The sequence below is a fragment of the Arthrobacter sp. 10L424 genome, assembly GCF_056395325.1.
Map to the genome: position 1 here is coordinate 73,253 of NZ_JBFTJH010000005.1, position 26,731 is coordinate 99,983.

Annotated in this window: 25 protein-coding genes; 17 read left to right on the forward strand and 8 right to left on the reverse strand. The window is 65.3% G+C overall.

Annotated elements, in window-relative coordinates:
- The first annotated feature begins 54 nt into the window (after positions 1-54).
- The 5 genes from AC1DC5_RS11270 to AC1DC5_RS11290 all read left to right on the forward strand — a co-directional run bounded on the left by AC1DC5_RS11270 (position 55) and on the right by AC1DC5_RS11290 (position 5,807).
- Positions 55-534, forward strand: a complete 480-nt coding sequence (locus AC1DC5_RS11270) for a sensor histidine kinase (protein ID WP_441405921.1) — start codon at positions 55-57, stop codon at positions 532-534.
- Positions 535-1,284: 750 nt separating this feature from the next.
- A complete protein-coding gene (locus tag AC1DC5_RS11275) occupies positions 1,285-2,061 on the forward strand; it encodes an electron transfer flavoprotein subunit beta/FixA family protein (RefSeq protein ID WP_441405920.1) in 777 nt (258 codons plus the stop codon).
- Between the two features lie 12 nt (positions 2,062-2,073).
- Positions 2,074-3,057 (forward strand): electron transfer flavoprotein subunit alpha/FixB family protein, encoded by a 984-nt coding sequence (locus AC1DC5_RS11280; RefSeq protein ID WP_441405919.1) that lies wholly within the window; start codon positions 2,074-2,076, stop codon positions 3,055-3,057.
- A gap of 593 nt (positions 3,058-3,650) precedes the next feature.
- On the forward strand, positions 3,651-4,826 hold the full coding sequence (locus AC1DC5_RS11285) for a cytochrome b/b6 domain-containing protein (protein WP_441405918.1): 1,176 nt from the start codon (positions 3,651-3,653) through the stop codon (positions 4,824-4,826).
- A 72-nt stretch (positions 4,827-4,898) separates the two neighbouring features.
- Positions 4,899-5,807, forward strand: a complete 909-nt coding sequence (locus tag AC1DC5_RS11290; protein WP_441405917.1) for a class I SAM-dependent methyltransferase — start codon at positions 4,899-4,901, stop codon at positions 5,805-5,807.
- Here the strand turns inward: AC1DC5_RS11290 and AC1DC5_RS11295 are convergent.
- The 3 genes from AC1DC5_RS11295 to AC1DC5_RS11305 form a co-directional block, all read right to left on the reverse strand.
- The gene (locus AC1DC5_RS11295; RefSeq protein ID WP_476865167.1) at positions 5,705-6,028 is read right to left on the reverse strand and encodes a hypothetical protein; all 324 of its coding nucleotides are present in this window, start codon (positions 6,026-6,028) and stop codon (positions 5,705-5,707) included. The two genes, AC1DC5_RS11290 and AC1DC5_RS11295, sit on opposite strands and share 103 nt — an antisense overlap.
- Positions 6,029-6,045: 17 nt before the next feature.
- Positions 6,046-6,387, reverse strand: a complete 342-nt coding sequence (locus AC1DC5_RS11300; protein ID WP_476865168.1) for a YciI family protein — start codon at positions 6,385-6,387, stop codon at positions 6,046-6,048.
- A gap of 313 nt (positions 6,388-6,700) precedes the next feature.
- Positions 6,701-7,132 carry a hypothetical protein gene (locus tag AC1DC5_RS11305; protein ID WP_476865169.1) on the reverse strand — a complete coding sequence of 144 codons (432 nt, stop codon included), beginning with the start codon at positions 7,130-7,132 and terminating at the stop codon, positions 6,701-6,703.
- A 387-nt stretch (positions 7,133-7,519) separates the two neighbouring features.
- Here AC1DC5_RS11305 and AC1DC5_RS11310 point away from each other — a divergent pair, with 387 nt between their 5' ends.
- Positions 7,520-9,730 (forward strand): hypothetical protein, encoded by a 2,211-nt coding sequence (locus tag AC1DC5_RS11310; RefSeq protein WP_476865170.1) that lies wholly within the window; start codon positions 7,520-7,522, stop codon positions 9,728-9,730.
- Positions 9,731-9,831: 101 nt separating this feature from the next.
- Here AC1DC5_RS11310 and AC1DC5_RS11315 read toward each other — a convergent pair whose 3' ends face one another.
- Positions 9,832-10,785 carry a LysR family transcriptional regulator gene (locus tag AC1DC5_RS11315; RefSeq protein WP_441405913.1) on the reverse strand — a complete coding sequence of 318 codons (954 nt, stop codon included), beginning with the start codon at positions 10,783-10,785 and terminating at the stop codon, positions 9,832-9,834.
- 142 nt (positions 10,786-10,927) lie between these two features.
- Here AC1DC5_RS11315 and AC1DC5_RS11320 point away from each other — a divergent pair, with 142 nt between their 5' ends.
- The 5 genes from AC1DC5_RS11320 to AC1DC5_RS11340 all read left to right on the forward strand — a co-directional run bounded on the left by AC1DC5_RS11320 (position 10,928) and on the right by AC1DC5_RS11340 (position 17,708).
- Complete coding sequence (locus AC1DC5_RS11320; RefSeq protein ID WP_441405912.1) at positions 10,928-12,070, forward strand: PrpF domain-containing protein; 1,143 nt, start codon at positions 10,928-10,930, stop codon at positions 12,068-12,070.
- Positions 12,071-12,102: 32 nt separating this feature from the next.
- Positions 12,103-13,188, forward strand: a complete 1,086-nt coding sequence (locus AC1DC5_RS11325; protein ID WP_441405911.1) for an ABC transporter ATP-binding protein — start codon at positions 12,103-12,105, stop codon at positions 13,186-13,188.
- Positions 13,188-14,996, forward strand: a complete 1,809-nt coding sequence (locus AC1DC5_RS11330) for an ABC transporter permease (protein WP_441405910.1) — start codon at positions 13,188-13,190, stop codon at positions 14,994-14,996. Before AC1DC5_RS11325 ends, AC1DC5_RS11330 begins: the two co-directional genes overlap by 1 nt.
- On the forward strand, positions 14,993-16,111 hold the full coding sequence (locus tag AC1DC5_RS11335) for an ABC transporter substrate-binding protein (protein ID WP_441405909.1): 1,119 nt from the start codon (positions 14,993-14,995) through the stop codon (positions 16,109-16,111). Before AC1DC5_RS11330 ends, AC1DC5_RS11335 begins: the two co-directional genes overlap by 4 nt.
- A 154-nt stretch (positions 16,112-16,265) precedes the next feature.
- Entirely contained in the window at positions 16,266-17,708 is a 1,443-nt protein-coding gene (locus tag AC1DC5_RS11340) for an SLC13 family permease (RefSeq protein ID WP_476865171.1), read from the forward strand.
- A 7-nt stretch (positions 17,709-17,715) separates the two neighbouring features.
- Here the strand turns inward: AC1DC5_RS11340 and AC1DC5_RS11345 are convergent, their stop codons facing one another.
- Positions 17,716-18,495, reverse strand: coding sequence for an ion transporter (locus tag AC1DC5_RS11345; protein WP_476865172.1), 780 nt, complete (start codon positions 18,493-18,495; stop codon positions 17,716-17,718).
- Between the two features lie 71 nt (positions 18,496-18,566).
- Entirely contained in the window at positions 18,567-20,003 is a 1,437-nt protein-coding gene (locus AC1DC5_RS11350; protein ID WP_476865173.1) for an MFS transporter, read from the reverse strand.
- Positions 20,004-20,223: 220 nt separating this feature from the next.
- Here AC1DC5_RS11350 and AC1DC5_RS11355 point away from each other — a divergent pair, with 220 nt between their 5' ends.
- Together AC1DC5_RS11355 and AC1DC5_RS11360 are read left to right on the forward strand one after the other, a co-directional pair.
- Complete coding sequence (locus AC1DC5_RS11355) at positions 20,224-20,847, forward strand: PadR family transcriptional regulator (RefSeq protein WP_476865174.1); 624 nt, start codon at positions 20,224-20,226, stop codon at positions 20,845-20,847.
- Between the two features lie 100 nt (positions 20,848-20,947).
- Positions 20,948-21,313, forward strand: coding sequence for a hypothetical protein (locus AC1DC5_RS11360; protein ID WP_441405904.1), 366 nt, complete (start codon positions 20,948-20,950; stop codon positions 21,311-21,313).
- 72 nt (positions 21,314-21,385) lie between these two features.
- Here the strand turns inward: AC1DC5_RS11360 and AC1DC5_RS11365 are convergent, their stop codons facing one another.
- Positions 21,386-21,691 carry a hypothetical protein gene (locus tag AC1DC5_RS11365; protein WP_441405903.1) on the reverse strand — a complete coding sequence of 102 codons (306 nt, stop codon included), beginning with the start codon at positions 21,689-21,691 and terminating at the stop codon, positions 21,386-21,388.
- A 160-nt stretch (positions 21,692-21,851) separates the two neighbouring features.
- Between AC1DC5_RS11365 and AC1DC5_RS11370 the strand changes: the two genes are divergently transcribed.
- From AC1DC5_RS11370 to AC1DC5_RS11385, 4 genes are all read left to right on the forward strand, one after another.
- Positions 21,852-23,726, forward strand: coding sequence for a Na+/H+ antiporter (locus tag AC1DC5_RS11370; protein WP_476865175.1), 1,875 nt, complete (start codon positions 21,852-21,854; stop codon positions 23,724-23,726).
- The gene (locus AC1DC5_RS11375) at positions 23,723-23,857 is read left to right on the forward strand and encodes a hypothetical protein (protein ID WP_441405901.1); all 135 of its coding nucleotides are present in this window, start codon (positions 23,723-23,725) and stop codon (positions 23,855-23,857) included. Before AC1DC5_RS11370 ends, AC1DC5_RS11375 begins: the two co-directional genes overlap by 4 nt.
- On the forward strand, positions 23,854-24,678 hold the full coding sequence (locus AC1DC5_RS11380; RefSeq protein WP_476865176.1) for an SDR family NAD(P)-dependent oxidoreductase: 825 nt from the start codon (positions 23,854-23,856) through the stop codon (positions 24,676-24,678). The genes AC1DC5_RS11375 and AC1DC5_RS11380 overlap by 4 nt, the downstream gene beginning before the upstream one ends.
- 222 nt (positions 24,679-24,900) lie before the next feature.
- Positions 24,901-25,164, forward strand: coding sequence for a hypothetical protein (locus AC1DC5_RS11385; RefSeq protein ID WP_476865177.1), 264 nt, complete (start codon positions 24,901-24,903; stop codon positions 25,162-25,164).
- 197 nt (positions 25,165-25,361) lie between these two features.
- Here AC1DC5_RS11385 and AC1DC5_RS11390 read toward each other — a convergent pair whose 3' ends face one another.
- A complete protein-coding gene (locus AC1DC5_RS11390; protein WP_476865178.1) occupies positions 25,362-26,705 on the reverse strand; it encodes an MFS transporter in 1,344 nt (447 codons plus the stop codon).
- Between the last annotated feature and the right edge of the window lie 26 nt (positions 26,706-26,731).

A 26,731-nucleotide genomic window follows, 5' to 3' on the forward strand; every position in this document is an offset into this window, starting at 1 on the left:
GCTGCCCTCGGCGCGTCACAGGAAAATACAACGTCACAAGCGCACAGTATGAACATGAAATCACTACTCAGCGATGAAGTCGTCGCCGTACGTGGCGTCCTCACCGATACTCACCCGGTCGATTTTCATGCCCTTGGGCTCACAGGCGCAATCGACCGCCTGGCCCTCCCCCTCCGCAACCGCGGCACCGCGGTGCAGCTGGAGCCTCCGCACCACGGGATGGAAGTGGACCGGAACACGGCAACTCTTCTGTACCGGGTGGCGCAGGAGCTCCTCAGCAATGTCTACAAATTCGCGCAGGCGTCAGCTGTGACGGTCCGGCTCGGTTGCGTCACCCATGGCATGAGCCACGGCGTACAGCTCAAAGTGACCGACGACGGCGGTGGTTTCGACGTGCCGGCAGCAATGGTCGGCCGGCACACCGGGATGGGACTGCGGCTCATGCGCATGGCCGTAGGCCTTGCGGGCGGAGAAGTGATCATCAATTCGTCCGCCGCAGGAACGTGTGTGACGGTAACGCTGCCCCTGGACTAACGCCGGCTGCCCGCATTCCGGCCCGGAATTGCCTCAGTCCCGGGCCCCTGCGGGGCCGGCGTCCGCGTCGGGGTTCGCGCCGCTGGTTGGCCGGACGTTCACGGGCGGCCTCGGCCCCTCTTCGGCATGCCGGAAAAAGTTCCGGGCCGCGAGTCCCACGGTCACCGCAACGGCTACCGCCCCGGCAATGAACCAGGCTTTCCCGGACGCCGTCCGCCTCGATTTCGCACGGGCGGATACCGGGGCAACTTTAGGAGCCACCCGCATCAGACCCTCGTGAACACGGGGAGCCAAAGTTTCCACTCCGCCGGCGAGCTCGTCAGCGAGCCGCCGTAGGCCGGCCTGGATCCTCGGGGACGCAGATTCAATCCCGTCATCGAGTCCCGCGATCGCTTTTTGCAATGCCGCCTCGACCCCGGGAGTTGCCCACTCCCGCCCCTTCGTGAGCTGAGACAAAAGATTTTCGGAAAGATGCCGGACCTGATCGGCCTGCACTGTGGGATTTGCCGTGCGCATGAGTGCCTCCTCGCTGTGATGGATGCCCATAGCCTACGGCGCCCGGCGCCGTCGAAACAGGCCCCTCCCGGTCCGGACGCCGGGGTTGGCGAGAGGTCTTCGTGCAGCCCGGGCCGGGCACTCCAACTCGCGACACGGGCCCCGCCGGCGCAGCGGGAGCCACACTTTCGTAGACTCTATGGAGATCCGACGTGTCTCCCCGTGGAGGCATGCCCGCCACAGGAAGAGTTATCGATGAAGATTGTCGTCCTAGTAAAGGAAGTCCCCGACACGTACGGGGACCGAAAACTGAACCTGGAAACAGGCCTCGCCGACCGGGAAGCCAGCGAGACAGTCATTGACGAGATCGGTGAGCGGGCCCTGGAACTGGCGCTCACGTACGCCGACGCCAACGAAGGCACCGACGTCGCGGTCCTCTCCCTCGCTCCCGAGGGTGCCACGGCAACTATCCGTAAGGGGCTCGCGATGGGCGCGGGCAGCGCCACCCACATCTCCGACGAGGCCCTCCGGGGTGCGGATCTCGGGCTCACTGCCGAAACCCTCGCAGCCGCCATCCGTCGCAGCGATTTTGACCTGGTGATCACCGGCAACGTCTCCACCGACGGATCCGGCGGCCTGATTCCCGCGATGCTCGCCGAACTGCTTGACGTGCCGCTGGCTTCCGGCCTCAACTCCGTGGAAATCAGCGGCGGCGCGGTGTCCGGCACCCGGCCCGTCGACTCCGGCGTGCAGCAGGTCTCAGCGGACCTGCCCGCAGTAATTTCCATTACCGAGGCGCTTCCCGGGCCGCGCTTCCCGAACTTCAAAGGCATCATGGCCGCGAAAAAGAAGCCGGTTGAGGTGCTGACCCTCGCGGACCTCGGGGTCACGGCCGACAACCCCGACGCGGCGCGCTCGATCATGCTGACCGTCGCAGAGAAGCCGCCGCGCGAGGCGGGCGTAAAGATCATTGACGAGGGTGATGCCGGCGAGAAGCTCGCTGACTTCCTTATCGAAAACCGACTGGCGTAAGGAACAACGGACATGACTGAATTCCCTCGTGACGCAATCCTCGTCGTCGTGGAAGCCCAGCCTTCCGGTGAACTCGAGAAGTCTGCTGCCGGACTCCTCGGCGCTGCCGCCTCCGCTGGCACACCGGTGGCACTGGTACTTGCCGCACCCGGCACCGGGAGCACCGCCGCCGCGGAGGCCGCGGCCCTTGGTGCCACGCGCGTACTCATCGCCGAGACGCCGGATCCGTCCGCGCTTGGAGTGCCGGGCGTTGACGCACTGGCCGCCGCCGCGGAGCAGGTGCAGCCGGACGCGATCCTGATTTCGCACTCCCTGAACGGCCGCGACCTTGCCGGCCGTTACGCTGCCCGTTCGCGGGCGGCGGTTTCCGTCGACGCGATCGGTGTGTCGCGTGACGACGAAGGCGTCGTGGCCCACCACTCGGTCTACGGCGGCGCCTACAACGTGACGTCAACGGCCACGTTCGGGGCTCCGGTCATTACGGTCCGCCAGGGCTCCATCGAGGCACGCGCCACGGCTCAGCCGGAAGCATCGGAGACCCTGTCGGTGACGCCCTCCGGGAAGACCGCCGCGCGCATCGATTCCTTCGAGGAGGTAGTAGCCGCCACCTCACGGCCGGAGCTGCGCGGCGCTGCGAAGGTTGTCGCGGGCGGCCGCGGTCTCGGGTCGGAGGAACAGTTCGCCCTCGTGGGGCAGCTCGCCGACACCCTCGGTGCTGCCGTCGGCGCCTCGCGTGCCGCCGTGGATGCCGGCTTCATCCCGCAGTCGGCACAGGTCGGCCAGACCGGGGTTTCCGTGTCATCGCAGTTGTACATCGCGCTGGGCATTTCCGGCGCGATCCAGCACCGGGCCGGCATGCAGACCGCCAAGACCATCGTCGCCATCAACAAGGACGGGGACGCGCCGATCTTCGAGATCGCCGACTTCGGTGTGGTGGGCGACGTCTTCCAGGTTGTCCCCCAGCTGATCAGTGCCCTTGAGGCCCGGAAGAAGTAGCCATGGCAACTCTGTCTCGGTCCATCCGTCGGGGCCTGCCTCGCGTCGAAGGCGGCGACCCCTGGCCTCCTGCCGGCGAGGCGCCCGCACGCATTGTTCCGGCGGAAGCTCCGGAAGAGTCTGTTTCCGCGGCTGCACCGGTCCCCGCCGCTCCTGCGGCCGCCGCGCCTGTTCCTGATGTTCCCGCCACTCCCGCCGCTGCCCAGGAAACGGCATCGGGTACAACGGCGGTCTCCGCACCGGTCGCTGCCGTAAACGCGGGCGCTGCGGGGGCGCGGCAGCTTCGCCGCGGCCTGCCACGCGTGCCAGGCGGCGAGCCCTGGCCGCCCGCGGGCGCGGCCCCGGCAGCAGTGGCGGCCCTGTCCGCGTCCCCCGCCGCAGACACGACGCCGACGACAGCTGACGCCACGCCGACCCCGACGCGGACCGCTGACGCTGCTGCGCAAGTAGTGCCGGAAGTGACGACGTCGCCACCGCCTTTAGCTGCTCCCGCCACCGTACCCGCCGCCCCGACGACGGGAACCATGCCGCTGCGTCGCGGGCTCCCCCGCGTTCCCGGTGGTGAACCGTGGCCGCCGGCTGGACTCGCTCCCGTGGCCGCTGTCGCTCCTGCGGCTGCCGCCGCCCCTGCCGGGCAGGCACCTCCCGAACCCCTCGTCGAGACACAGGCCCCAGCTGCCGCCGTCGTGGAGACGGTTGCCGAGGCGGAGCCGCCGGCGCCCGCAAGTGCACCCGCCGCCGTCGTAACCGCCCCGGCACCGGCGGCACAGTCTGCCTCTCCAGCGCCGGCGGCACAGCCTGCCGCCCCGGCACCGGCGGCACAGCCTGCCGCCGCGGAAAAGCCCGCGAGGCCGAAGGCCGAGGCCAAACTTTACGGTTCGCGCACCCTGGGCCAGTGGATCAAGCGCGTGGTGCTCCTCGCCGTCGGCGCCGTGGCCGCCGCGGCGATCCTGGTCCTCGCCGCCCGCGGTGTGACCACGTTGCCGGGCGTGCCGGAGTTCCTCGAGCGGTACCCCGGCGAGTACCACCTGCCCGAGGCCGCCGAGCCGGGCTTCCCGTGGTGGGCGCAGTGGACACACTTCCTGAACCTCTTCCTGATGGTGCTCATCATCCGCTCCGGCTACCAGGTGCGCACGCAGCAGAAGCCGCCGGCGTTCTGGACGCCGAAGCGCGGCGGCAAGAAGATCAGCATCAACCTGTGGCTGCACCAGTCGCTCGACGTCTTGTGGCTGGTGAACGGTCTCATCTTTGTGGTCCTGCTGTTCGCCTCGGGGCACTGGATGCGGATTGTGCCTACCAGCTGGGAGGTGTTCCCGAATGCGCTCTCCGCGCTCCTGCAGTACATGACCCTCGACTGGCCGGTGGAGAACGGCTGGGTGAACTACAACAGCCTGCAGCAGCTCATGTACTTCCTCGTGGTGTTCATCGCGGCCCCGCTCGCGGCGATCACGGGTGCGCGCATGAGCGAGTTCTGGCCGAAGGACGCGAAGACGCTGAACAAGGTTTACCCGGTGGAGGCGGCGCGCGCGGTTCACTTCCCGACCATGCTGTTCTTCGTGCTGTTCATTCTGATCCACGTGTTCCTGGTGTTCGCGACCGGTGCGCTGCGCAACCTGAACCACATGTACGGCGGCACCGACGCAGTGAACTGGGCCGGGTTCTGGCTCTTCGCGGCCGCCATCGCCGTCACGGCAGCCGGGTGGTACGCCGCCCGCCCGCTGGTGCTGGCACCCATCGCGAAGCGGTTTGGTCAGGTGAGCAGCCGCTAGTCTTCGGGGCTTCCACGGGACCTACCCTTGGACTGCCAAGGCAATCCGACACAGCAACGCAAGGATGGATTAATGCCTGCTAGTTCAGATGTACGGGGCACAAACAACTGGACGGGCACAGGCCCGGCGTATGCCCAGAGCTTTGCGCACTTGTGCGCCGGAGCCATCGCACCGCTGCTGGCCGCGGTCGAAGACGGCGTAGGCCTGCTGGCAGGAAAACACCTGGCGGATGTGGGATGTGGCGCCGGAACGCTCGCTGCCCTCGCGACCGGCCGTGGCGCGCGCGTGACTGCCGTCGACCCCGACGCCGAGATGCTCTCGCTGGCCCGCTCAGGAGCACCCGACGCGGAGGTGTGCGTTGGGGCCGTCCCGACCCTTCCTTTTGAGCCGGATACCTTTGACGTTGTGGTCGCCAATTTCGTCGTGAACCATGTGGGCGATCCTCGGGCTGCGGTCGCTGATCTCATGCGGGTTTGCGCGCCCGGCGGGGTTGTTGGCGTGACCGTCTGGCCGTCGGCGCTATCAGCCATTAATGCCCTGTGGGCAGAAGTCGTCAGTGCCAGCGGCGCCCTGACACTGCCGCCTCAGCATTTGTCGGCCGAGATGGATTTCGACCGCACGGAGCGTGGGCTCGCGGAGCTGCTGGCCGGGGCGGGCTTGACCGGCGTCGAGGCAACCACCCTCACCTGGGAGTTCCGCATCGACGCCGACGACCTGTGGGCCGGACCGGCAGGCGGCGTGGGCGGGATCGGCAAGATCGTGACCAGCCAGACGCCGGCGACCCAGTCCCTCATGCGCAGGGAGTATGAACGGCTCGTAGCCCCGATGATCCGCGGCGGAGCGGTCGTTCTGCCCGCCGTCGCTCTCCTGGCTACCGGTCATGCCCCGGCGTCGACAGGGAAGGTCATGAACGCCGGTGTCTCGTACGGGTGCGCGGACAGTGCGGCGGTGACGACGGCGTCGCGCCGGGAGCGCGGGTAAATGGCCTCGATCCGGGTTTCCGGGACTTCCTCGGGGGAACCGATGGCGCCGATGGTCGGGTTCGCGCCCGGCAGCGGCGTGAAGCGCCCGGTGCCTTCGACGCTGAACGAGCAGTGCGAGTAGTTGCCCAGCCTGCCCGCCCCGGCGTCGCCTATGGCCTGCCGGACAGCGTGTGCAGCTTTACTGGGGACGTAGATGACCAGGCAATCCATGGGCTCCATGGCTGTGGTTGCCCTGGTCAGCTGGCCGGGTCGTACTGAAACTGCCTGACCTCTTGCGCGCAGCGGCAGGCGACGGCGATCTTCGCTGCCCACTCAACTGCAGCTTCCCGCGAGGGCAGCTCGAGAACGGTGTAGCCGCCGTTGGGCACCTTGTGGCCCGGGTGCGTGCCCTCGGTGACGGTGCCGTCACCGGCCACGAGCACCGGGGCCACGTCCTCATCGATCCCGCCGCCGAAGACGTACACGCCTGCTGCCTTGGCCTCGTCGATGACGGCGTGCGCGGCTGCGGCCACCGCCGCGAGGTCTTCCGCGGGGAACACCATGGCCTCACCGGGGAACGAGATCAGGTACTTGGTCATTCGAGGACTCCTCTGCCCCGGCGGCGCCATCCGTCGGCTTTTCTCTGCGGCACCGCTCTGGCGCCCCGCCCGATTATGGCCCCGGGGCCCGACAGGCAGTCAAGGCCGATCGTCCCGACCGGCCCGCAGAACCTGCCCGGGCGGTATGGCCGGAGGGCATGTCCCTGCAGCGCCGACCTGCTGCCGCGGGAGGCGAGGATGGCGTCGTCGAGGCTGGCGCCTTGGTCGTCCCCGTTTGGCCAAGTGCAGGCCGCCGCCAGTGGCCTGCACTTGGTCCCTTTCCCTGGGTCCAAACGCAACCGCAGCGGATTGTTTAGAATCTCGGTCTGAACAGTGCCGGCGCCGGGGCCACTGTGACGATTTCGGCCTGGTCCGGGCCCACTATCGTGCAAGCACCGCCGCCACCGCCCTCATCAGTCAGAAATTCGTTAATTTCGTCCCAAGCGCGACCGGCGAGGTCTTTGGCCGCGTCCCATATACTCGACGGTCTGAAAGCAATGACGCCCAGCCCAGGGTTCGCTGTCGTTGAAACCACGACAGCTGTTGTTTTGCCTATGGCTTTTATTGGTGCTTTTCGACCGTGCATCATCGCACGGGTTGGATCTCCCCTGCGGGATTTCACCGACGCAGTTGTAAATACATCGGGCGCGCCTGCACCCGGCTTAAAAGAAATCTTGGTCATTTTCTCTCCGTTGATCCCCAAGCTTCGGAGTTTATTAAAAAGATCAGGAAGCATCAGCTTCACGATTGGCGACTCCCCCTGCAGCATCAAGATTCAGCGCGGGAATAATCGGCACACATGCATATTTTCGGCAGGTCAGACTCTGATTTATCCCCCCAATCATCGACTTAACTCGTCATCGTCCTCGCAGGAGACACGAAAGTCAACGGCGACTGGCTGCGGCTGGTTCGGCGCGGAAGTTTCACCAAATCCGCCAAGTTCCAGCTGTGCGGAAGGGCGTTCATTATCGATTTGCAGGACCTTGCATAAGTAATGATTGTTGGAACTGACCGACAGCTGGCAGCGCGGGCCTCAGAACTGAAACCAGACTGCCGCTTTTCCAAACACGAGTCGACTAAAAATGCCCCGTAGCGATGTTCAAGAAAGGACTGTGGTGGTTATGATGCGGTCATGCCGAACCCGCGATTGTCCCTCGCATTGGAACGTATTCGCCCTGGAGACTGGGAGATATTCGAGAAGTTCGCGTCGGAGTTCTTAGCCGTCGAATATCCAGCCCTGCGCACGATGGCGGCGCCGAACGGAGACAAGGGCAGGGACGCCGAAATATTCACGATCGACGGCGTGCCAAAAGTCGCATTTCAATACTCGGTCACACCGAGTTGGAAGACGAAGATTACGAGCACGCTGGGCACCCTCAAGAAGAATTTCCCTTCGGTCAGCACCATGATCTACCTGACCAACCAGGTGATTGGTCCGGCCGCCGATGAACTCAGGGAAGAGTCGCGACGTGACCGGAACATTACCGTAGATATCCGGGACCGGTCGTGGTTTGTGGACCGTGAGGTGTCCTATCCCCAACGGCGAGTGGCAAGTGAAGAGCTGGCTAAGAGATTTGTTGATCCGCTCCTGTCCAAACGTGGGGTCATCGACAGAATATCGACCTTGTCAGCGGACGAAAGTAAGGTCGCCGTGCTGCACTTGGCACTCGACGACGAAGATCAGGCGACCGATGAGAGTCTTACCAAGAGCTGCTTCGATTCGTTAGTGTTGGCGGCGCTTCACGATTCGAGCAGGGACAATAGGCTCAGCCTGAGCGAAATCCAGGACGGCGTCGCCCTTCGTATGCCCGTGGGAAAGCGAGGGCAAATCGATGCCCTGACCCTGAGCGCGTTGAACCGCCTGTCCCGGAAGGGGCCGGTTAAACAGCACAAATCAGCTTCCGGGCCTGAGGATACCTACCACCTCAGTTTTGAGGAGGCTAAGAGGATCAATGATCAGACGGCCAAGTTCCTTCTTGACGAAGCTGCTCTGGATGCAGAGCTCGTTGTGGCGGTACGAGCCCTCGAAGTACCTCAGGAACTGAGCGAGGCGCAGTTGACGGAGATTTCCCGGGAGCTGCGGACGGCGTTGGACGAAACACTCCTGGAACGGGGTGAGTCTTTTGCCGAAGCCGTGGAAACAGGAGAGCCGTTCCAGCTCAGCCCTGTCGCCATCGCGGACAAGATCACGGCGGATGGAGGCATCAATGGGCTCGGTTCTGATGCCGCGGCCGCTGCCATAGCGCATGTCCTGGAACAGCCTTCGCCTCAAACACAGTCCCATCTTCGGCGGCTCGCTGACGCATACACGCTTTTCGCGTTCCTGAAACAAACCCCGGACGTCCAGAAGGTCATGCTCAACGTCTTCAGTGAAGGCGACATCTGGATGGACACCACCGCGATCCTGCCGCTTATCGGGGAGAGCCTGATAGATGATCCTGAAGAGCGCCACTTCACGATCCTGATACGGGCAGCCGTCGACGCCGGGTTGCTGCTGTTCGTAACGGAAGGGGTCGTAGAAGAAGTTGAGAGGCACCTAAACCTGGCCGTCGCTTACGGTCACAACAGAACGTCGACTTGGGCCGGGAGAGTCCCTTTCCTCTACTCGGCCTTCGTGCTCTCGGGCCGACCGGAGAATGAATTCCTGGACTGGCAACGGGATATCTGTGGACGCGAACAGCCGTTGCAGGACGTCAGCGACTACCTCGCAGCCGAATTCTCCATCCAGACCCGGAATCTCCTGGAGTACTCCGACGCCGCATCGATCGAACTCCGGGGCGCGGTTCAGGAACTGTGGAATCAGACCCACGAGAGACGGCGCCAACGGGGTGACTACGGAGCCGACCCGGGAACGCGGTCCCGGCTGGTTGCCCACGACGTCGAAAACTCTGTCGGCGTCATCGAGTACCGGCGGACCATTGGCCCATCCCCCATGGGCTATCTGGCATGGTGGCTGACGTTCGATGGAACAGCAATGAAAATGAAGGACCACCTCCGGGAGCGCCTTGGCCCTCTTGCGCCTCCTTCGCCCGTCCTGAGTCCGGATTTCCTCACGCAATTGCTGCGCTTGGGCCCCCTTCGCACGGCCATCGAACAGGACCTGAGAGTGCAGTTGCCCCTGCTCACGGACATGAGCGTCAATCACTACGCCCCGCAGGCTCTGCTCGATCTAGCAAGAGAAACCAGGGAAAAGTCGTCGAGCCAGAATGAACGCGTGGTGCGCCGCGAAGTCCGCGACGCGGTGAACCGCGCAAGGCAGCAGATGGGTCCAGCGGCGGTGGGCGGGGTCCGGGCGATGGAGGAACGAATTTCAGCTTCCATCAAACGCCAGTCACCTGAATGAGTCCGGCCGGCGGACCCAGCCTCATATGCCGGGCTCTTCCTCCGCCGGCCTGATCATGCGGAGTTCGTCCTCCACCGCGCGGGAAGGCCAATAGCGCCAGGTCAGATGTTGACCGAGCCGAGCTGGCCCGGCCGGCCGAAGGTCTGGGGCATCGCCCTGGCGGCGCCCCGCAGCGTTTCCTGGAAGCCGAGCATGGCCGGCGTCGGCTTCCTTCCCTTGAGCTGTCCGAGCAGGATCCGGCGGACCGGCACGGGAATCCGCGGATCGAGCGGGACCAGCCGGACGTCGTCGCGCAGGTTTGTCAGCGACAGCCGGGGGGCCAGGGCGACACCGAGTCCTGCCGCGACCATTGCCTGTGCTTCCTGATAGTCGTGGGCGTCATAGGAGATGTCGGGCGCGAACCCTGCCGCGTGGCAGCTTCTGGTCAGCACATCCGCCACGGGGTGCCCGTCGGCCCGGATGATCCAGCGCGCCGCGGCGAGTGAGCTGAGATCCACCGGCCCGCTCCGCCCCACGTCACTGGTCCCCGCCACCACCAGGACGGTGGGATCGTCCACGAGCTTTTCGGTGTCGATTTCCTCGTCCGTGAACGGGCTCCAGTCGTATTCCCAAAGGAGGGCCAGCTCCACCTCCCGCATGAGGAGCAGTTCGCGGAGGGGGTCCCGCAGCGCGCTCTTGACGGACACGGAAACGGCCGGGTGCTCCCTCGCGAACTGGGTCAGGACCAGCGGAAGAATGGAGGCGGAGGCCGTGGGGAATGACCCGATCCGCAGGCTGCCTGCCCGCAGCCCGCTCAGCGCCTCGAGATCAGACTCGGCGCCGGCCAGCTCACGCCGGATGGATCGCGCCCTGGCCACCAGGGCTGCCCCCGCGTCGGTGAGGACCACTCCCCTGGCGTGCCGCTCGAACAGGGTCTGCCCAGCCTCGGCCTCGAGCCGGCGCATTTGCTGGGAGACCGCGGACGTCGTGTACATCATCGCTTCGGCGGCCGCGGTCAGGGACCCGTACTCGGCTATTTCAGCCAGCAGGAAGAGGCGGCGAACATCAAGCTCCATACCAAAGAGTGTAGTTGAAGTTAAGGCAGTCAAAGAAAACGAACATTGTGCTCAACACTGGCAGCCCCGAAAGTAGATATGACCGAGGCCACACAGGCGCCGTGGCGGCCCGGACACCAACTACTTTCGAATCGAGAATCCATTGAGAATCCCAGCAACCCTGGTCAGGGGCGGAACCAGCAAATGCTGGCTGTTCGACGGCCAGGACCTTCCGGCGTCGAGGGACCAGATCGAGGCCCTCCTGATCGACACCTTCAACGCGGCGGACCCGCGCCAGATCGACGGCGTCGGCGGGGCCACGTCCACCACCTCCAAGGCGGCCGTCGTCTCGGCCGCCCCCGATGACGACGTCGACGTTGACTACCTCTTCGCGCAGGTCGGCATCGGCGAGGGCCGCGTCGAATGGGGCAGCAACTGCGGAAACTGCGCAACGGCCATCGCCCTCTACGCGGTGAGCCACGGCTTTGTGCAGCCCACCCCGGGAACCACCCTCGTCCGGATGCGCAACCTGAACACCGGCACCCGGCTCGAAGCCGACGTCGCCACCCCGGACGGGAAACTGCCGGCCTTCGGCGACGCGCAGGTCCCCGGCACCCTGGCCACCGGAGTGCCCGTCACCCTGGCCTTCCTCGACCCCGCCGGCGGCAGCACCGGCGCTGCACTGCCCACCCGGCACGCCCGCGAGGAACTGACGGTAGACGGCCGGAACTATCTGGTCTCCATGATCGACGCCGGCGCACCGATGGTCCTGGTGGCGGCCGACAGCCTGGGCCTGACCGGAACCGAAAGCCTGGCGGAACTCTCGGAATTCGTGCCCCTGCTCACCCGCATCCGGAGCGCGGCCGCGGTGCGCATGGGGCTCAGGGCCGCCGGCTCGCCGGTTGACCACGCGGTGCCCAAGGTGGGCGTGGTTGGCCCCGCCACGGACTTCGTCACCACCGGCGGCCAGCACATCAGCGGCTCGGCCTACGACGTCTCGATCCGGACCCTCTCCATGCACGCCCCGCACCCTGCGATCGGGCTGACGTCTGCCGTCGGGATCGCCACCGCCGCCCTCACGGCAGGCACCGTGGTCCACGCCGCCCTGCCCGGCGGGGCGATCCAGACAGCTCCCGACGCCGTTGCCCACCTCCGGATCGGCACCGCCGCCGGCATCATCGGCACCGTCGCCAACGTGGATCCCTTCGGGCGGCCTGCCCGGATCGGCCTGGAGCGGGCCGCCCGCGTCATCAGCGAATCCATCATCTTTACCCGCGCCGCCGCCCCTGTGCGGGCCAGCGCCTAACCGCATAAAAGACCAAGACAAAGGAGTCTGACATGAAAGTCACTTTGGAGAACATCGACCTGAAATACGGCGATACCTACGCCGTCCAGGGCGTCAACGCCGAAATCGAGGACGGGCACTCCCTGGTGCTGCTGGGCAAGTCCGGCTGCGGCAAGACCAGCACCATGCGCTGCATCGCCGGGCTGGAGACACCCGTCCGCGGCAGGATCACCATCGGGGATCAGGTGGTGTTCGACAGCGAACGAAACATCAACGTCCCATCGCACAAACGCAACGTGGGAATGGTCTTCCAGTCCTACGCCGTCTGGCCGCACCGCACCATCTTCGAAAATGTCGCCTTTCCGCTCCAAATGAAGAAACTGGGCAAAAAGGAAGTCACGGAGCGCGTCGACGAGGCACTCCAGCTGGTGGGTTTGGACGGGTTCCAGAAGCGCGGCGCCAGCCTCCTATCCGGCGGCCAGATGCAGCGGGTTGCCCTGGCCCGCAGCCTGGTGATGCGCCCCAGCGTCCTGCTGCTCGACGAGCCGCTCTCCAACCTTGACGCAAGGCTCCGGGACCGCCTGCGGATCGAACTCCGGGCACTGCAGCAGAAGCTCAACCTGACCAGCGTCTACGTCACGCACGACCAGGGTGAGGCCCTGGCCCTCGCGGACCGGATCGCGCTCATGCAGAACGGCAGGCTCGCGCAGGTGGGAAGTCCCGGCGAGATCTACGAAAACCCGGCGAGCGCCTCGATCGCGGACTTCCTGGGTGTCACCAACATTTTCCCGGTGCTCAAGAACGGCCACCCCGGAACGTACAAGATGGCGGAGCACAAGCTCGAACTGTCCACGGTCGAGTACACCCTCGGCGGCGATGCCATCAAGGCGTGCATCCGGCCGGAGGACGTCATCGTCTCCGCACACCGGCCAGAGGCCGACTCCAACAACTGGGCCGGCGAGGTCGCCGTGGCCAGCTACCAGGGTTCGAACGTGCGCTACCTGATCGAGCTCGACGGCGGCCCCGCCATCGAGGCCCTAGTTTCCCGCCGCGACGGCCCGCCCGCCGGAAAAGGCAACAGGGTCTGGGTCACGGCGAACCCCTCCGACATCCAGGTCCTCCCCGCCGAGGTGGCCTGATGTCCGCCGCCACCACAGACCTCCGCGAGCGGCCGGATCAGCAGCCGGGCACACCGCCCCGTGAGAAACCGGCCCCGCAGCCCCGACGCAGAACCGGCGGCCAGCTCGGCCACCAGCTCAGGAAGTCCATGCCCACGTGGCTGATGCTGGCCCTCCTGGCCCTCCTGATCCTCATGCCGATGGCCCTGATCCTGATCTCTGCCTTCAGCAGCTCCACACCCCGGCCGGGTTCGATCGGACTCAGCGGCCTGACGCTGGAGAACTTCAAGATCCTCTCCTCCCACCAGTCGGTCACCGCACTGACCAACTCCCTGGTGGTGGCAACATCCGCCTCAGTGCTGGCCATGTTTATCGGCGGAACGCTGGCCTTCCTTGCGGCCAGGACCAACATCTGGGGCAAGGCCGTCATCTACTTCATCGGCATCGCGCCGATGTTCCTGCCCTCCCTGGTGGGGGCACTGGCCTGGTCCCTCCTGGCCGGACCCGCCACGGGCTACCTGAACCTGCTCACCCGCGGCATCGGCCTGGGCAACCTCTTCAACGTCTACACGATGCCCGGCCTGATCTTGGTTCTGGCCTTGTACTACGCCCCCTATGCGTTCCTGCTGATCCACGGCGCCATGACCCTCATGAACCCCGATCTGGAGGAGGCCGCCAGCGTCCACGGCGGCTCGCTCGGCAAGATCCTGAAAACCGTCACCTTCCCTCTCGTCACACCGGCGATTCTCGGCTCCGGCGTGCTGATCTTTGCCCTGACCATGGAAAACTTCCCGGTCGCCCAGATGATCGGCACCCCCGGCCAGATTGAAACACTGCCCACCTTCATCTACCGCCTGATGAACTCCGCACCGGCCAGGGGTAACGAAGCCGCCGCGGTCGCCGTCGTCCTGACCGTCGTCCTGATAGCCGTCACCGCAATCCAGCAGCGCGTGGTGATGAAAAGGAACTTCACCACCGTGTCCGGCAAGGGCATGAAGCCCCGCATGATGGACATCGGCAAGCTCCGCGGCGTGGGCCTGGCTTTCGCCCTGGCGTACTTCGCCCTGGCAATCGTGCTGCCGGTGATAGCCCTGCTGCTGGCCTCGCTGCAGTCCTCGCCCTACGTCTCCAACCTGGGCCAGCTATTCGGCGAAGATGCACTCTCCTTCTGGTCGCTCTTCCAGACGCTGCAGTCGTCCACCTTCCTCGACGCGGCACGGAACAGCGTGATGGTCGCCGTCTGCGTCGCAATCCTGGGTGCCGGGCTGGCGTTCTACCTCAGCTACCTCGTGTACCGGACCAAGACCCCGGGCCGGAAGAGCCTGGAGTTCGTCGCCATGCTCCCGCTCGCCATTCCGGCGATCGTTATGGGCCTGGGCCTGCTCTGGACCTGGCTGGTACTGCCGCTGCCCGTGTACGGAACCATCGTGGTGCTGATCATCGCCTTCATCGCGATCTACCTGCCCCAGGGGTACCGGGGCATGTCCGCCAGCATCCTGCAGGTGGACAAGGACCTCGAGGACAGCGCAGTGCTTCTGGGCTCCACGAGGGCGCGCGCGGTGTCCTATGTGACCCTGCCGCTGATGAAGACAGGCGTGATGTCCACGGTCCTGCTGCTGCTGATGCTGGCGATGCGGGAACTCTCCGCCGCGTTGTTCCTGTTCACCTCCAACACCCGGCTCCTGGCGATTGTGGTCTTTGACAACTACGACAACGGGGCGCTGCGCTCCGCAGCCTCGACGAGCCTGCTCTACATCCTGGTCATCCTGGCCCTGGTCGTCATCGCGAAAGCCTTCGGCGCCCGCGCAACCAACGGAGAAGCACGATGAAAAACATCCTCAAGACAACGACGTCGGTGCTGGCCGCCGCCGTGCTGGCGGTCACCGCCGGCGCCTGCAGCGCCCCGAAGACCGTCACGCTGGTCAGCAAGGCCGAATCCCTCTCCGCCACCTCCGACCTCGTGATCAACGGGCAGACCGTGGCTGACAGCGAGCTGTTCGCCAAGGCCAAGGCCGAAGGGTCCATCAGCCTCTACAGCGGCTACGTGGAAAACAGCGAGAAGGAAGTCATCAAGGCCTTCACCCAGGACACCGGCATCAAGGTAAACCTGGTCCGGCTGGTACCCAACCGACTGCTGGAGCGCGTGCTCAGCGAACAGGGCGCCAACAAGCTGGGGGCCGACGTCATCCGCACCTCCGAGTTCTCCTCGGTATCAGCCATGAACAAGGCCGGCACCTTCGCGCCGCACAAGGTCCCCAACTTCGACCAGCTGGATGACACGGTGAAGTACGACGGCGGGAAGTTCTACCGCGTCTTCGACCCGGCGTTCACGTTCGCCTACAACACGGCCCTGGTCAGCGAGGCGGACGCCCCGAAGTCCTGGCAGGACCTCCTGGACCCCAAATGGAAAGGGAAGATCGGCACCACGCAGGTCGGCGCCGGCGGCAGCTCGGCATCCCTGGTCCGTTTCCAGCTCGACGCCCTCGGCGAGGACTACCTCAAGGGCTACGCGGCCCAGCAGCCACGGATCTTCGATTCCTCCGGCGCGCAGCAGGAAAGCCTGTCTCGCGGTGAAATCCAGGTAGCCACGGCAGTGGTCAGCAGCGTCAACATCGCAGCAAACAACAACGCGCCGGTGAAGTTCGTGGTCCCCAAGGAAGGATTCGCGCTCTACGACTACTTCCTGGGCATGACGCCCACGGCCAAACACCCGGCCGCCGCCCAGCTGTTCATGAACTGGAACCTCAGCAAACGAGGAGCCAGCGTCTTCTCCCAGATAGGCGAATACCCGGCCGATTCCTCCGCCCCGGCTCCCAAGGTGATGGATGTCCAGCTCCCGGCCATGAACACCGGGCTCCCGCACCGTGGAATGCCCGAGGACCTGGCCCGCCACGGAAAAGACGACCAGGAAACCTGGAACCGGATCTTCGGCTACATCGGCTGAATTCCGCAGACTACAGCGGGGCGGCCAAGGCGATCACCCGGATCGCCGACTCATCGCAACGACGGCCGCCCCGCTGTTTCACCGCCACCTCCCCGAGGCCTCCGGCAGCGCCGCCACGGCCTCCCTCGCAAGTGCTACTCCTGAGGAGACCCCCATGACTGAGACTGCGCACCGCACCCCTGCCCCGGCGGGCGAGACCCCGGACGACGGTCCCAAACGTCCTCCCCGTCGCCGCCGTACTCTAATCTTGGCGGTGGCCGGATTCGTGTTCCTGGGTCTGGCCGCCCTTCTGCTGGGCGGTGACATCTTTACCCCGGCGGCCACCACGCAACCGGAGCAGACCATGACCGCCATCCAGATCATCCCGCTCGTCATTCTTGTCGTGATGTTTGTCGTCGCCACGAGGTGGCCACTCAACATCGGGGTCATGGGGCTGGTCGCATCCTTCGGCGTCGGCTACTTCCTGCTCGGTATGACCGACAAGGAGATCCTTAAGGACTTCCCCGCCAGCATCGTCCTGACGATCATCGGGGTCACCTATTTCTTCAGCATGGCCCAGCGGAACGGCACCATCGACATCATCGTCCAGAACTGCGTGCGCCTCGTCAGGGGCAAGACCCTGCTGCTGCCCTGGGTGTTCTTCCTGCTCGCAGCCGCACTGACGGCACTGGGCACCTTTTCCCCCGCCGCCGTCGCGCTGCTGGCACCGGCGGCCATCGCCTTCGCCTACGAGTCCCGTATCCATCCGGTATTGATGGGGGCTTTCATCATCAACGGGGCGCACGCCGGCGGCTTTTCACCGTTGTCCGTGGCCGGCGTGCTGGTGCACGACGTCGCGCTTGCGAACGGCTTTCCCATCTCCCAGGGCTCACTCTTCCTGGCCAGTTTCGCCATCAATCTCATTCTCTCCGTGCTGACCATCGTCCTGTTCGTCCTGCTGGGCAAGCTGCGCGACGGCGAAGGCGGCCAGCAGGCCGATCTCGACACCCGGACCGGCCGTCCCCACGGCCAGCAGATCCTCACGCTCGTACTGATCGCCGTGATGCTCGTGTGCACCCTGGGCTTCCATATGCCGATCGGCTTTGTGGCCCTCTCGGCCGGACTCCTGCTGGCGCTGGTCAACATCAAGGAACATCAAACATTCATCGGCGGCGTCTCCTGGTCCACGGTCCTGCTGGTGGCGGGCATGATCACCTACGTCTCGCTGCTCCAGCACGTGGGCGTCATCGACACCCTCGCCGAGATGGCACTGGCGCTGGGGGCGCCGCTGCTGGTGGCGCTGGTCCTCTGTTACGTGATCGGCGTCGGCTCAGCCTTCGCCTCCTCCACGGCGTTGCTCACCGCGTTCATCCCGCTGGCCGGTCCGCTGCTGGCCACGAGTACGTTGAGCGCCTCCGGAACGGTGGCGGCACTGGCCATCGCCGCCACCGTCGTGGATGTCTCCCCGTTCTCCACCGACGGCGCGCTAGTTGTCGCCAACGCCCGGGCGAACGACCGGCACCGCGTCTACCGCCAGCTGATGATTTACGCCGGAGGAGTGGTGCTGGTGGCCCCGGCCCTGGCCTGGGCCCTGCTGGTACCCACCGGCGTCATGTGACAGTCCTTCACTGGGCCGGCCCGGCAAGCAGCTTTCTGATCTCGGCGAGCTTTGCTTCGGACTCTTCGAGGCTCAGTCGAAGCCTTTCGACCGTTGTGGCGCTCGTGTCCGTCGCAAGGACGGGCGGTGCGGATTCCTTCTTCTTGGGAGACAGGAAGAAGTTGGCCAGGTAGCCGGTGAAGGTGCCGAAAATACCGACACCGACAATGATGATGCCTGCGCCGATCATGCGGCCCGCATCGGTGACCGGATATTGGTCACCGTATCCGACCGTCGAGATCGTGACGATCGTGAACCAGATGGCGTCCGAGGCGGTCGTGATGTTGGCCCCCGGGGCGCCCTCCTCGACGGTGAGCATCGTGAGGCTTCCGAATTCCAGCACGAGAATGCCCATGATCAGCAGTGTGTACAGAGAGCTGCCGGCCCGATCTTTGATCAATGCACGGCGGACGGTGCGGGGGCCGACATCGCGGAGCAGCCGGTACACGCGGATCAGCCGGAAGACACGCAGGATCTTGAACTGCGCCAACGGCACGCTTGCCAACAGATCGGCCCAGCCAAAGTGCCTGAAGAAATAGGCGCCCGCCGATGGCGCGGTGACAATCCGGTAGAGGAAGTCGACGACGAAGATCACGCTGAAGAGGGCGTTCATCGCCGTCAGCACTGTATCGATCGACTTCTCCTGCGCGGCATACAGGAGCCCCAGATTGACGATCGACAAAATCGAAAGGATACCGATGAAGATCTCGTAACCGATGCTCTTCAGTTCACTGCGTTCCTTGGCCATGTGAGGATTCTGGCACGCAAGAAGCTGCGTGCCGACACTTTTTTCGCCCGGCCCTGGCGGGATTTTGGTAACTACGACCGCGCGGCGGCGTGGGCCTGTTGGACGCTTTTTGTGGCGGGCATCGCGATCACGGCGACGACCGTGAGGACGGCACCGATCATGACGGCCAGGAACACGGCGGCGGAGGCCGCCACGATCGTGTGGGGATCCGTGCCGCCGTCTGGCGTGCCGGCGTAGACGGCGTTCGCTATTGCCCCGAAGACGGCGACGCCGATTGCGCTGCCGATCGATCGGGCGAAAAGGTTGGTGCCGGTGACCACGCCGCGCTCGTTCCATTCGACGCTCGACTGGGCGGCAATGAGGGTCGGGGTCGCCACGAGCCCCAGTCCCAGCCCGACGATGAAGCAGCTGGCCGCGACCATCGCTATGTTCGGCGAAAAGGCGGTGAACGCAAGGACCGCCGTGCCGATGACGGTGACCGTGACGCCGATCAGGGCGGTCCTGCGGAACCCGATTCGAAGGTACAGACGCCCCGACTGGGATGCACTGATCGGCCAGCCGATAGTGAGCGCGGCCAGGGCGAGCCCGGCGAGGATCGGGGAGGTGGAGAGTGCACCCTCGAGGAACGTGGGAACGTAGGAAGTGAGGCCGAGCATGACGGCTCCGACGCCGAAGGACACCATCGCCGTCGTCGCCAGCAGCCGGCGGGACGCAACCCACGGCGGCAGGACCGGTTCCGCGGCCCTCCGCTCGACGAAGATGAACGCGGCGAACAATACCGCACCGGCGGCAAACACTCCGTAGCTGGCGGCAGAGTTCCACGCCCACGCCTGGCCGCCCTCAAGGGCCCCGAGGATGAGCAAAGTCAGGGAGACCGTGAGCAGCCCCGCCCCCAGATAGTCGACCAGGTGCTTCACACGCTCGATGTTCTCGTGGAACGACCGGACCAGCATCCACCCGGCCACCAGGCACAGCGGGATGTTCACGAGGAAGATGCCACGCCAGATGCCGAGTGAGGCAAACACTCCCCCGAGCGTTGGACCGACGACCGAGGAGACGGCCCATACGCTCGCAAGGTAGCCCTGCACTTTTGACCGCTCTGCCAGCGTATAGATGTCGCCGGCGATGGTGATGGCCATCGGCTGGACTGCTCCGGCGCCCAGGCCCTGCACCACGCGGAATGCGATGAGCGCGGGCATGCTCCAGGCGACTCCGCAGAGGATGGAGCCGAGCAGGAACAGGCCGATTCCGATGAGCATGATGGGCTTGCGGCCGATGGTGTCGGAGAGCTTCGCGTAGACAGGAACCGACACGGCCTGCGCCAGCAGGTAGGCGGAGAACAGCCACGGGAACGAGGTAAAACCGCCGATGTCGTCCACGATCGAAGGCACCGCCGTGGCCACCACCGTGGCATCGATCGCCACCAGTCCCGTGGAGAGCATCAGGGCGATGAGGACCGGTCCGCGTTTGGACCGGAAGCCCACACCGTCAGCATGCGTTGTCGTCACGTCGTCCCATTCCCTGTCGGCGCCCAAAGCGCGTTGCCGGCAAAACCGGTTCCTGTTCCGACTGCATAACTGCACCGTCCGCCGAATTAGTCCCGGACCTGACCGCAAACACGTTGGATACACTCTTGCTCAACGATGCTTACCGATATATCGTTAACTATCGCCGATAGGTTCGGTGACCAACAAAATGAATGACTCCCAGAGGAAGGACGATGCCGCTATGAAAGGCATAAATGACGACAAATTCCCGGAAAGCGGCTCCCCCGCGGGACGCTTCGGCCGCGGCAGAGGGCGCCGCGGACCCCACGGACACGGCGGCTTCGGACCGGGGGGCGGCTTCGGGCCGGGCCGCGGGTTTGGGCCAGGGTTCGGTCCCGGATTCGGCCCCGGATTTGGTCCGGGCGGTTCACGCCGGGCAAACAGGGGCGATGTTCGATCCGCCATCCTCTCCCTCCTGGCCGAAGCACCGTCCAACGGCTACGGCCTGATCAAGGCAATAGCCGAGAGGACGTCCGGCGCCTGGCGTCCCAGCCCGGGCTCTGTGTACCCGACGCTGCAGCAGCTCGTTGACGAGGAACTCATCGCGCCCGAGAGCGACGGCCGGCGCACCGAGTTCTCCCTTACCGACGCGGGAAGGGCCTACGTCGCCGACCACGCAGAGGAGCTCGCGGACGCCTGGAACACCGACCCCCAGGGGTCCGGCCCGGCGTTTCATCAGAGCGTGGGAAAGCTTATGGGCGTGATCCACCAGTTCCGCTTCTCGGCCTCCGAGGAGCAACGCAAGGCAGCGATGGAAAAAATCGATGAAACCCGGCGCGCGCTGTACCAGATCCTCGCCGACTAGCACCTGCGCGCCACCCGGGACCCGGGTGGCGCGGCCGGCCCGATTTAGTTTCTGGGCTTTAATTCCTGGGCCTCCGCCCGGATCAGCAGGCTTAAGCTAATTGGACAACGTCTCTTCCATCACCGGGGAGGTCACCGTGGACTCTGAAACCGCCGATGTAATCGATCATGATGTCACCACCATCACTTGCGTGTGCGGCAACACCGTCAGCAAGGAAGGGTTGATCCAGGCGAACTCACAAGGCGTCCCCGTCCATCTCGGAGACACCACCCCGGTCCCCGCCGGGCTGGCGGAATGGCCTCCCGATGAGGATCTCCACACCCTGTGTCCCTCCTGCGGCCGCGTATACCGTGACTCTGTCATCGAAGAGACAGGAACCGCACCCGTTGCTTTCCGGGTCGACGTCACCGCCGTCCCCATTGCCGAGGCCATCCGCGTCCACTGGAACCTCAGCGCCCAGGACTGAACCTGTTGAGCGGACGACGGCGGGACCTCCCGCCGTCGTCCGTCTGCGCTTGGGCGCCGCTCCCCTACTGGGTCAGCCGGCGCCCTGGCCCTCGCGGGCCACCTCCTCCAGGACTCTGGCTGTCGGCGACGCCGACACCAGTTGCCCTATCACTTCCGGTTTGTCCCATACCTTGCTGCGGAGCTGTTCCAGAAAGACGGTCGCCGCGTCCTTGGTGTCGAAGTCCAGCAGCACGGCGATGCTGTTCTGGTCCTCGGCATCCCGGAACACCCGGACAGACCGGGCGCCTGAGGCCGCGCGGCCTGCGGGATCGCTGTCGAAGACCTTCTTCCACGCCTCGTAGTCCCGGACCTGATAGCCAATCTGAAGGGTGAACATCGTCGTTCCTTTCCTCGGGCTGATTCAGGACCACGATAGGACGTCCAGCGGCCTCCCGGTAGGGCCGGAAGGCGGCCTTCTGCCCGCCTCGCGCGGCGCAGGCCGCAGAAAATGCCCGGCTGGCCCGGACACCTTTGCCTCCGGCTGAGACAATGTCCCAATGGACATTGCGCTGGGACTCCTGGTTCTCGTCGCGGTGGTCTGCGCCGGTAGCGCGCTGGGCCGGAAGCTCAACATTTCGGTGCCGCTGCTGCTGGTGGTGGCCGGCGTGGCGGGCTCCTTCCTTCCGTTCGTCCCGCACATTGAGCTGAACCCTGAAGTCGTCCTGGTGGGACTGCTGCCGCCGCTGCTGTACGCCGCGGCGCTGCGGACCTCGCTCTTCGATTTCAGCTCCAACCGCCGCGCCATCGGACTGCTCTCGGTGGGCTATGTCATCTTCGGAACCTTCGCAGTGGGCTTTGTGGTCTGGTGGTTGTTCCCGGAAATCCCTCTTGCTGCCGCTATCGCTCTCGGCGCGGTCGTGGCGCCACCGGATGCTGTGGCGGCCACCGCCATCGCGAGGAAGGTGAGGATGCCACGCAGGATCGTCACCATCCTGGAGGGTGAATCCCTGGTCAACGACGCCACCGCCCTGATCTGCCTTCGTGCTGCCATCGCCGCCATCGCGGGGTCGGTGTCCCTGACGGGGATCGCCGCGGACTTCCTGCTCGCGGCAGGGGGCGGGGTGGTGGTGGGCATGGCGGCCGCCTACGTGCTGACCGAGCTCCGCAAGCGGACCCGGAACGTCGCCATCAACACGTCGACGTCGTTGATAGCCCCGCTCGTCGCGTACCTTCCGGCGGAGGCGATTCACGCGTCCGGCGTCCTCGCCGTCGTCGTTACCGGGCTGGTGATGGGCACCAAGGCGCCCTCCATGCCCAACGGCGCCGCCCGGCTAAGCCAGCGCAGCAATTGGAACACTGTGCAGTTTCTGCTGGAAAACGCCGTATTCCTGCTGATCGGGCTGCAGGTGCGGACCATCATCGAGGGCGTCCAGGACGACTCCCTGGGCGCCGGGCGGATTTGGGCCGGCTGCGCCGTGATCCTGCTGGCGGTGCTGGTGCTCCGGCCGGTGTGGGTTTTCCCGGCCACGTACCTGCCCCGCCTGATTCCGGCCGTGCGGCGGAATGACCCGGCGCCGCCGTGGCAGTTCGCGGCGATTGTCTCCTGGGCCGGCATGCGGGGAGTGGTCACGCTGGCCGCGGTGCTGGTGCTGCCCGCAGATCTGGAGCATCGTTCGGTGCTGATTCTGGCCGCCCTTGTGGTGGTGGGCGGCACGCTGACGCTGCAGGGGTTCACGCTCCCGGGACTGGTCCGCCTCCTGAATATCCAAGGCCCCGACCAGCGCGAAGACGCGCTGAACCAGGCTTCGCTGATGCAGCTGGCCACGGCCGCCGGAGTTGCTCGCCTGCAGGAACTGCGCACGGACAACGATCCGCCAGAGGTGGTGGCCATGCTGAAACGGCGCACCCAGGAGCGCGGGCTGGCTGCCTGGGAACGGCTCGGCCGCCCCTCGGCGGAAACAGCGACCCCCAGCGCGCGCTATGCCTGGCTGCGGCTGGCCATGCTGGATGCGGAACGGGCCAAGGTACTGGAACTGCGGCGCGGCGGCGAGTACGCGCAGGAGGTCCTCAGCGAGGTGCTGGACCGGCTGGATGTTGAAGAATCCATGCTGGACATGGCGTTGGACGAGGTGGACACCTCCGGCGAGGGCGGCGGGGAAGGGATCGCGAGGCCGGGCGGAGTATGTGCCCACCTCGAATCGGCCCGGTCTCCGGAGGTACCCGGGGACCCCTTCTGCACGAACTGCCGGAAGGAAGGCACGACGACGGTGCACCTGCGGATGTGCCTGGCATGCGGCAAGGTGGGGTGCTGTGATTCCTCACCCGGAAGCCACGCCTCGAGGCACTTCGAAGCGTCCGGGCACCCTGTCATGCGGAGCATCGAGCCGGGCGAAGACTGGCGCTGGTGTTATGAGGACGACCTGCTGGGATGACTCAAAACGTCTCTTCCAGCACCGGGAAGGTCACCGTGCACACTGTAACCGTCGACGTCACCGCCGGCCCTATTGCCGGTCCAATTGCCGGAGCCCTCCGGGTCCGCTGGAAGCGCAGCGCCCGGGCATGAACCACGTGAGCGGACGCGACGAGGTGCCAGCGGGAAACGTTGCACTCGTGACCGGCGCGAGCCGAGGGGTAGGCCGGGGCATCGCCCTGGGTCTCCTGGCCGCGGGGTTTGAGGTGTACGGCACGGGCCGCTCGATCGACCAGGCGGATCTGCCGCGGGAGATCCGGCGCCTGCGCTGCGACCATCTCAAAGACGAAGAGACGGCGCACGTGTATGAAGTGCTCCGGTCCGAGCAGGGGCGCCTGGATCTCCTCGTCAATTGCGCCTGGGGCGGATACGAGAAGATGGTCGAAGGCGGCGCGTTCACGTGGCCTGCGCCGTTTTGGGAGCAGCCGATGCACCGCTGGACGGGCATGATCGACGCCGGCGTCCGCGCGGCATTTGTTTGTTCAGCGCACGCGGCGCGGCTGATGACGCCGCAGCACAGCGGGCTGATCGTCAACATCAGCTTCTGGGCCGCGCAGCATCACCTCGGCAACACGATCTACGGCATCGCCAAGGCGGCGACGGACAAGATGACGTCCGATACGGCCGTCGAGCTGAAACCGTTCGACATTCCGGTCATCTCGCTCTACCCCGGCCTGGTGCGAACCGAGGCGGTCCTGGCGGCGGCGGAGAGTGGCGCGTTTGATCTCTCGACCAGCGAGAGCCCCGAGTTCATCGGACGCGTGATCAGCGCGCTATTCCACGATCCGAACCGGATGGCGCGGACCGGCCAGGTGCTCGTCGCCGCCGCGGTTGCGAAGGAGTTCGGCGTACTGGACATCGACGGAAGTTCCCCGCCGGCCCTGACCCTTGGGGACATCCGGGACGGGCTCTGAACGAGTTGGCCCCGGCCGTCGTCGTGGCCGTCGTCCTTCACTCGACTGCCGCCAACCGGCGCCTTGCCTGTCTTCCCGGCTGGCCCCCTTGGCGGGGCCGAACTGCCAGTTTTCCCCGCTACCGCCGCATTCGGAGCCGTGGTACGTTCAGCGTAATCAGGATGTCCCGACGCGGCCCCTTGACCAGCCCGGCTCCTGGCCCCACCCCAGAAAGCTGAGGAAATGATGCCAACACTGATGATTTTCCACGAAGTCGACGACGTTGAGCGCTGGCTCAGCTCACCAAAGCGGGAAGAGGTATTCGGGCCGCTGGGCATCACGGTCCGAACGTTCATCGACCCGGCGAAGAGCAACCGTGTGGGCCTGATCGCCCAAGTCCCCGACATGGAAACCTTCCAACGGATCATGCAGTCCGCGGAGGCGGCCGAAGCGATGAAATTCGACGGCGTCCGTCCGGAAACAATCCTGATGCTCGTCGAGCCCTGACTCGGTCATCGGAGTGACAAGAACCGCGCCCAGTGCTTTCCCGGTTGACGTCACAGCCGGCCGATTGCCGAGGCCATCCGGGTCCGCCGGAACCTTAGCGCCCGGGAAGGACCCTGCCAAGCAGACGACGCCGGCGGCCTCCCGCCGTCGTCCGCTTGGAGTTTTACGTAGTCGTACTCTCAAACCACGCCCTATTGCTAACCGACGCGCGAGGGGACCCGTTCAGTCCGAACCTCGGTTGTCCAGCGTTTTGTGCGCACAGCCAATATGGCTGACACCACGCACAGGCCGGCAATGACGTAGAGGCCTGCACTGGTGGTGCCTGTCAGGTCGCGGAACCAGCCGAAGATGAACGGTCCGCCAAAGCCACCCAGGTTGCCGATGGTGTTGATGAGGGCCAGCCCGGCCGCCGCGCCCACTCCGGTGAGGAACTTTGTAGGCAGTCCGAAGGAAAGCGGAATCCCGGAGCAGAGTCCCATCGCCGCGATACTGATGCCGATCAGCGTAACAATCGACGACGGCGCCCAGACCGCGATCAGGATGCCGCCGGCGCCCATCAAAGCAGAGACGGCGACGTGTCCCGCGATGTCATTTGTGCGTCGGGAGTGCATCGACCAGAGGATCGTGAAAACAACGGCGAAACCGTACGGGATAGCCGTGAGCATCCCGATTTCGATGACGGAGTATTTAATACCGAATGTTTGCTGGAAGTCTTTGATGATGGTGGGCAGGAAGAAACCGATGGCGTAGAGGCCAAACACCAGGCCGAAGTAGCCAAGGCCGAGCAGCCAGACTTTTCCGTTGAGCAGGACGCCGCGCAGCTTGTGCTGGACATAAGTGCCTTCCTCGTCGGCGAGGTCGCGGACAAGCAGCGTACGTTCCTCCTCGGTCAGCCACTTTGCCTGGTCCGGTTTGTCCGTGAGGTAGTAGAAGCACATGACACCCAACAGGATCGCCGGAATGCCGGTGATGAGGATCATGAAGCGCCAGCCGTCGAGGCCGAAGAGCAGGTTGTTTCCCCACTGGATGAGGCCCGAGGCCAAAGGAGCGCCGATGACTGACGAGAGTGGTATGCCAATGAGGAACATTGCGTACGCCTGCGCCCGATCCTTCTGGACAAACCAGTACGTCAGGTACAGGAGGATGCCCGGCGTGAATCCGGCTTCCGCCACCCCGAGCAGAAAACGAAGGACGTAGAGCATCGTGGCGTCTTGGACGAACGCCGTCAGGGCAGCCACGATGCCCCAGGAGACGAGGATTCGCGCCATCCATTTCCGGGCTCCAAAGCGGTGCAAGGCCAAGTTGCTGGGAATTTCAAGCAGGATGTAGCCGATGAAGAAGATGCCCGACGCGAATCCGAAGGCCGTGGCCGTCAGCCCGAGGGACTCGTTCATCCCGTTCGGCCCGGCGAAGCCGATATTGCTTCGGTCCAAGTAGTTCACGAAGTAGCACAGCATGAGGAACGGCATGATGCGCCAAAGTACTTTGCGGCGGGTGGAGGCGCGCAAGGCGCCCTGATCAGATGTGATTTGGGTTGCCACTGAAGATCTCCTCTTTGAGTTCTGGG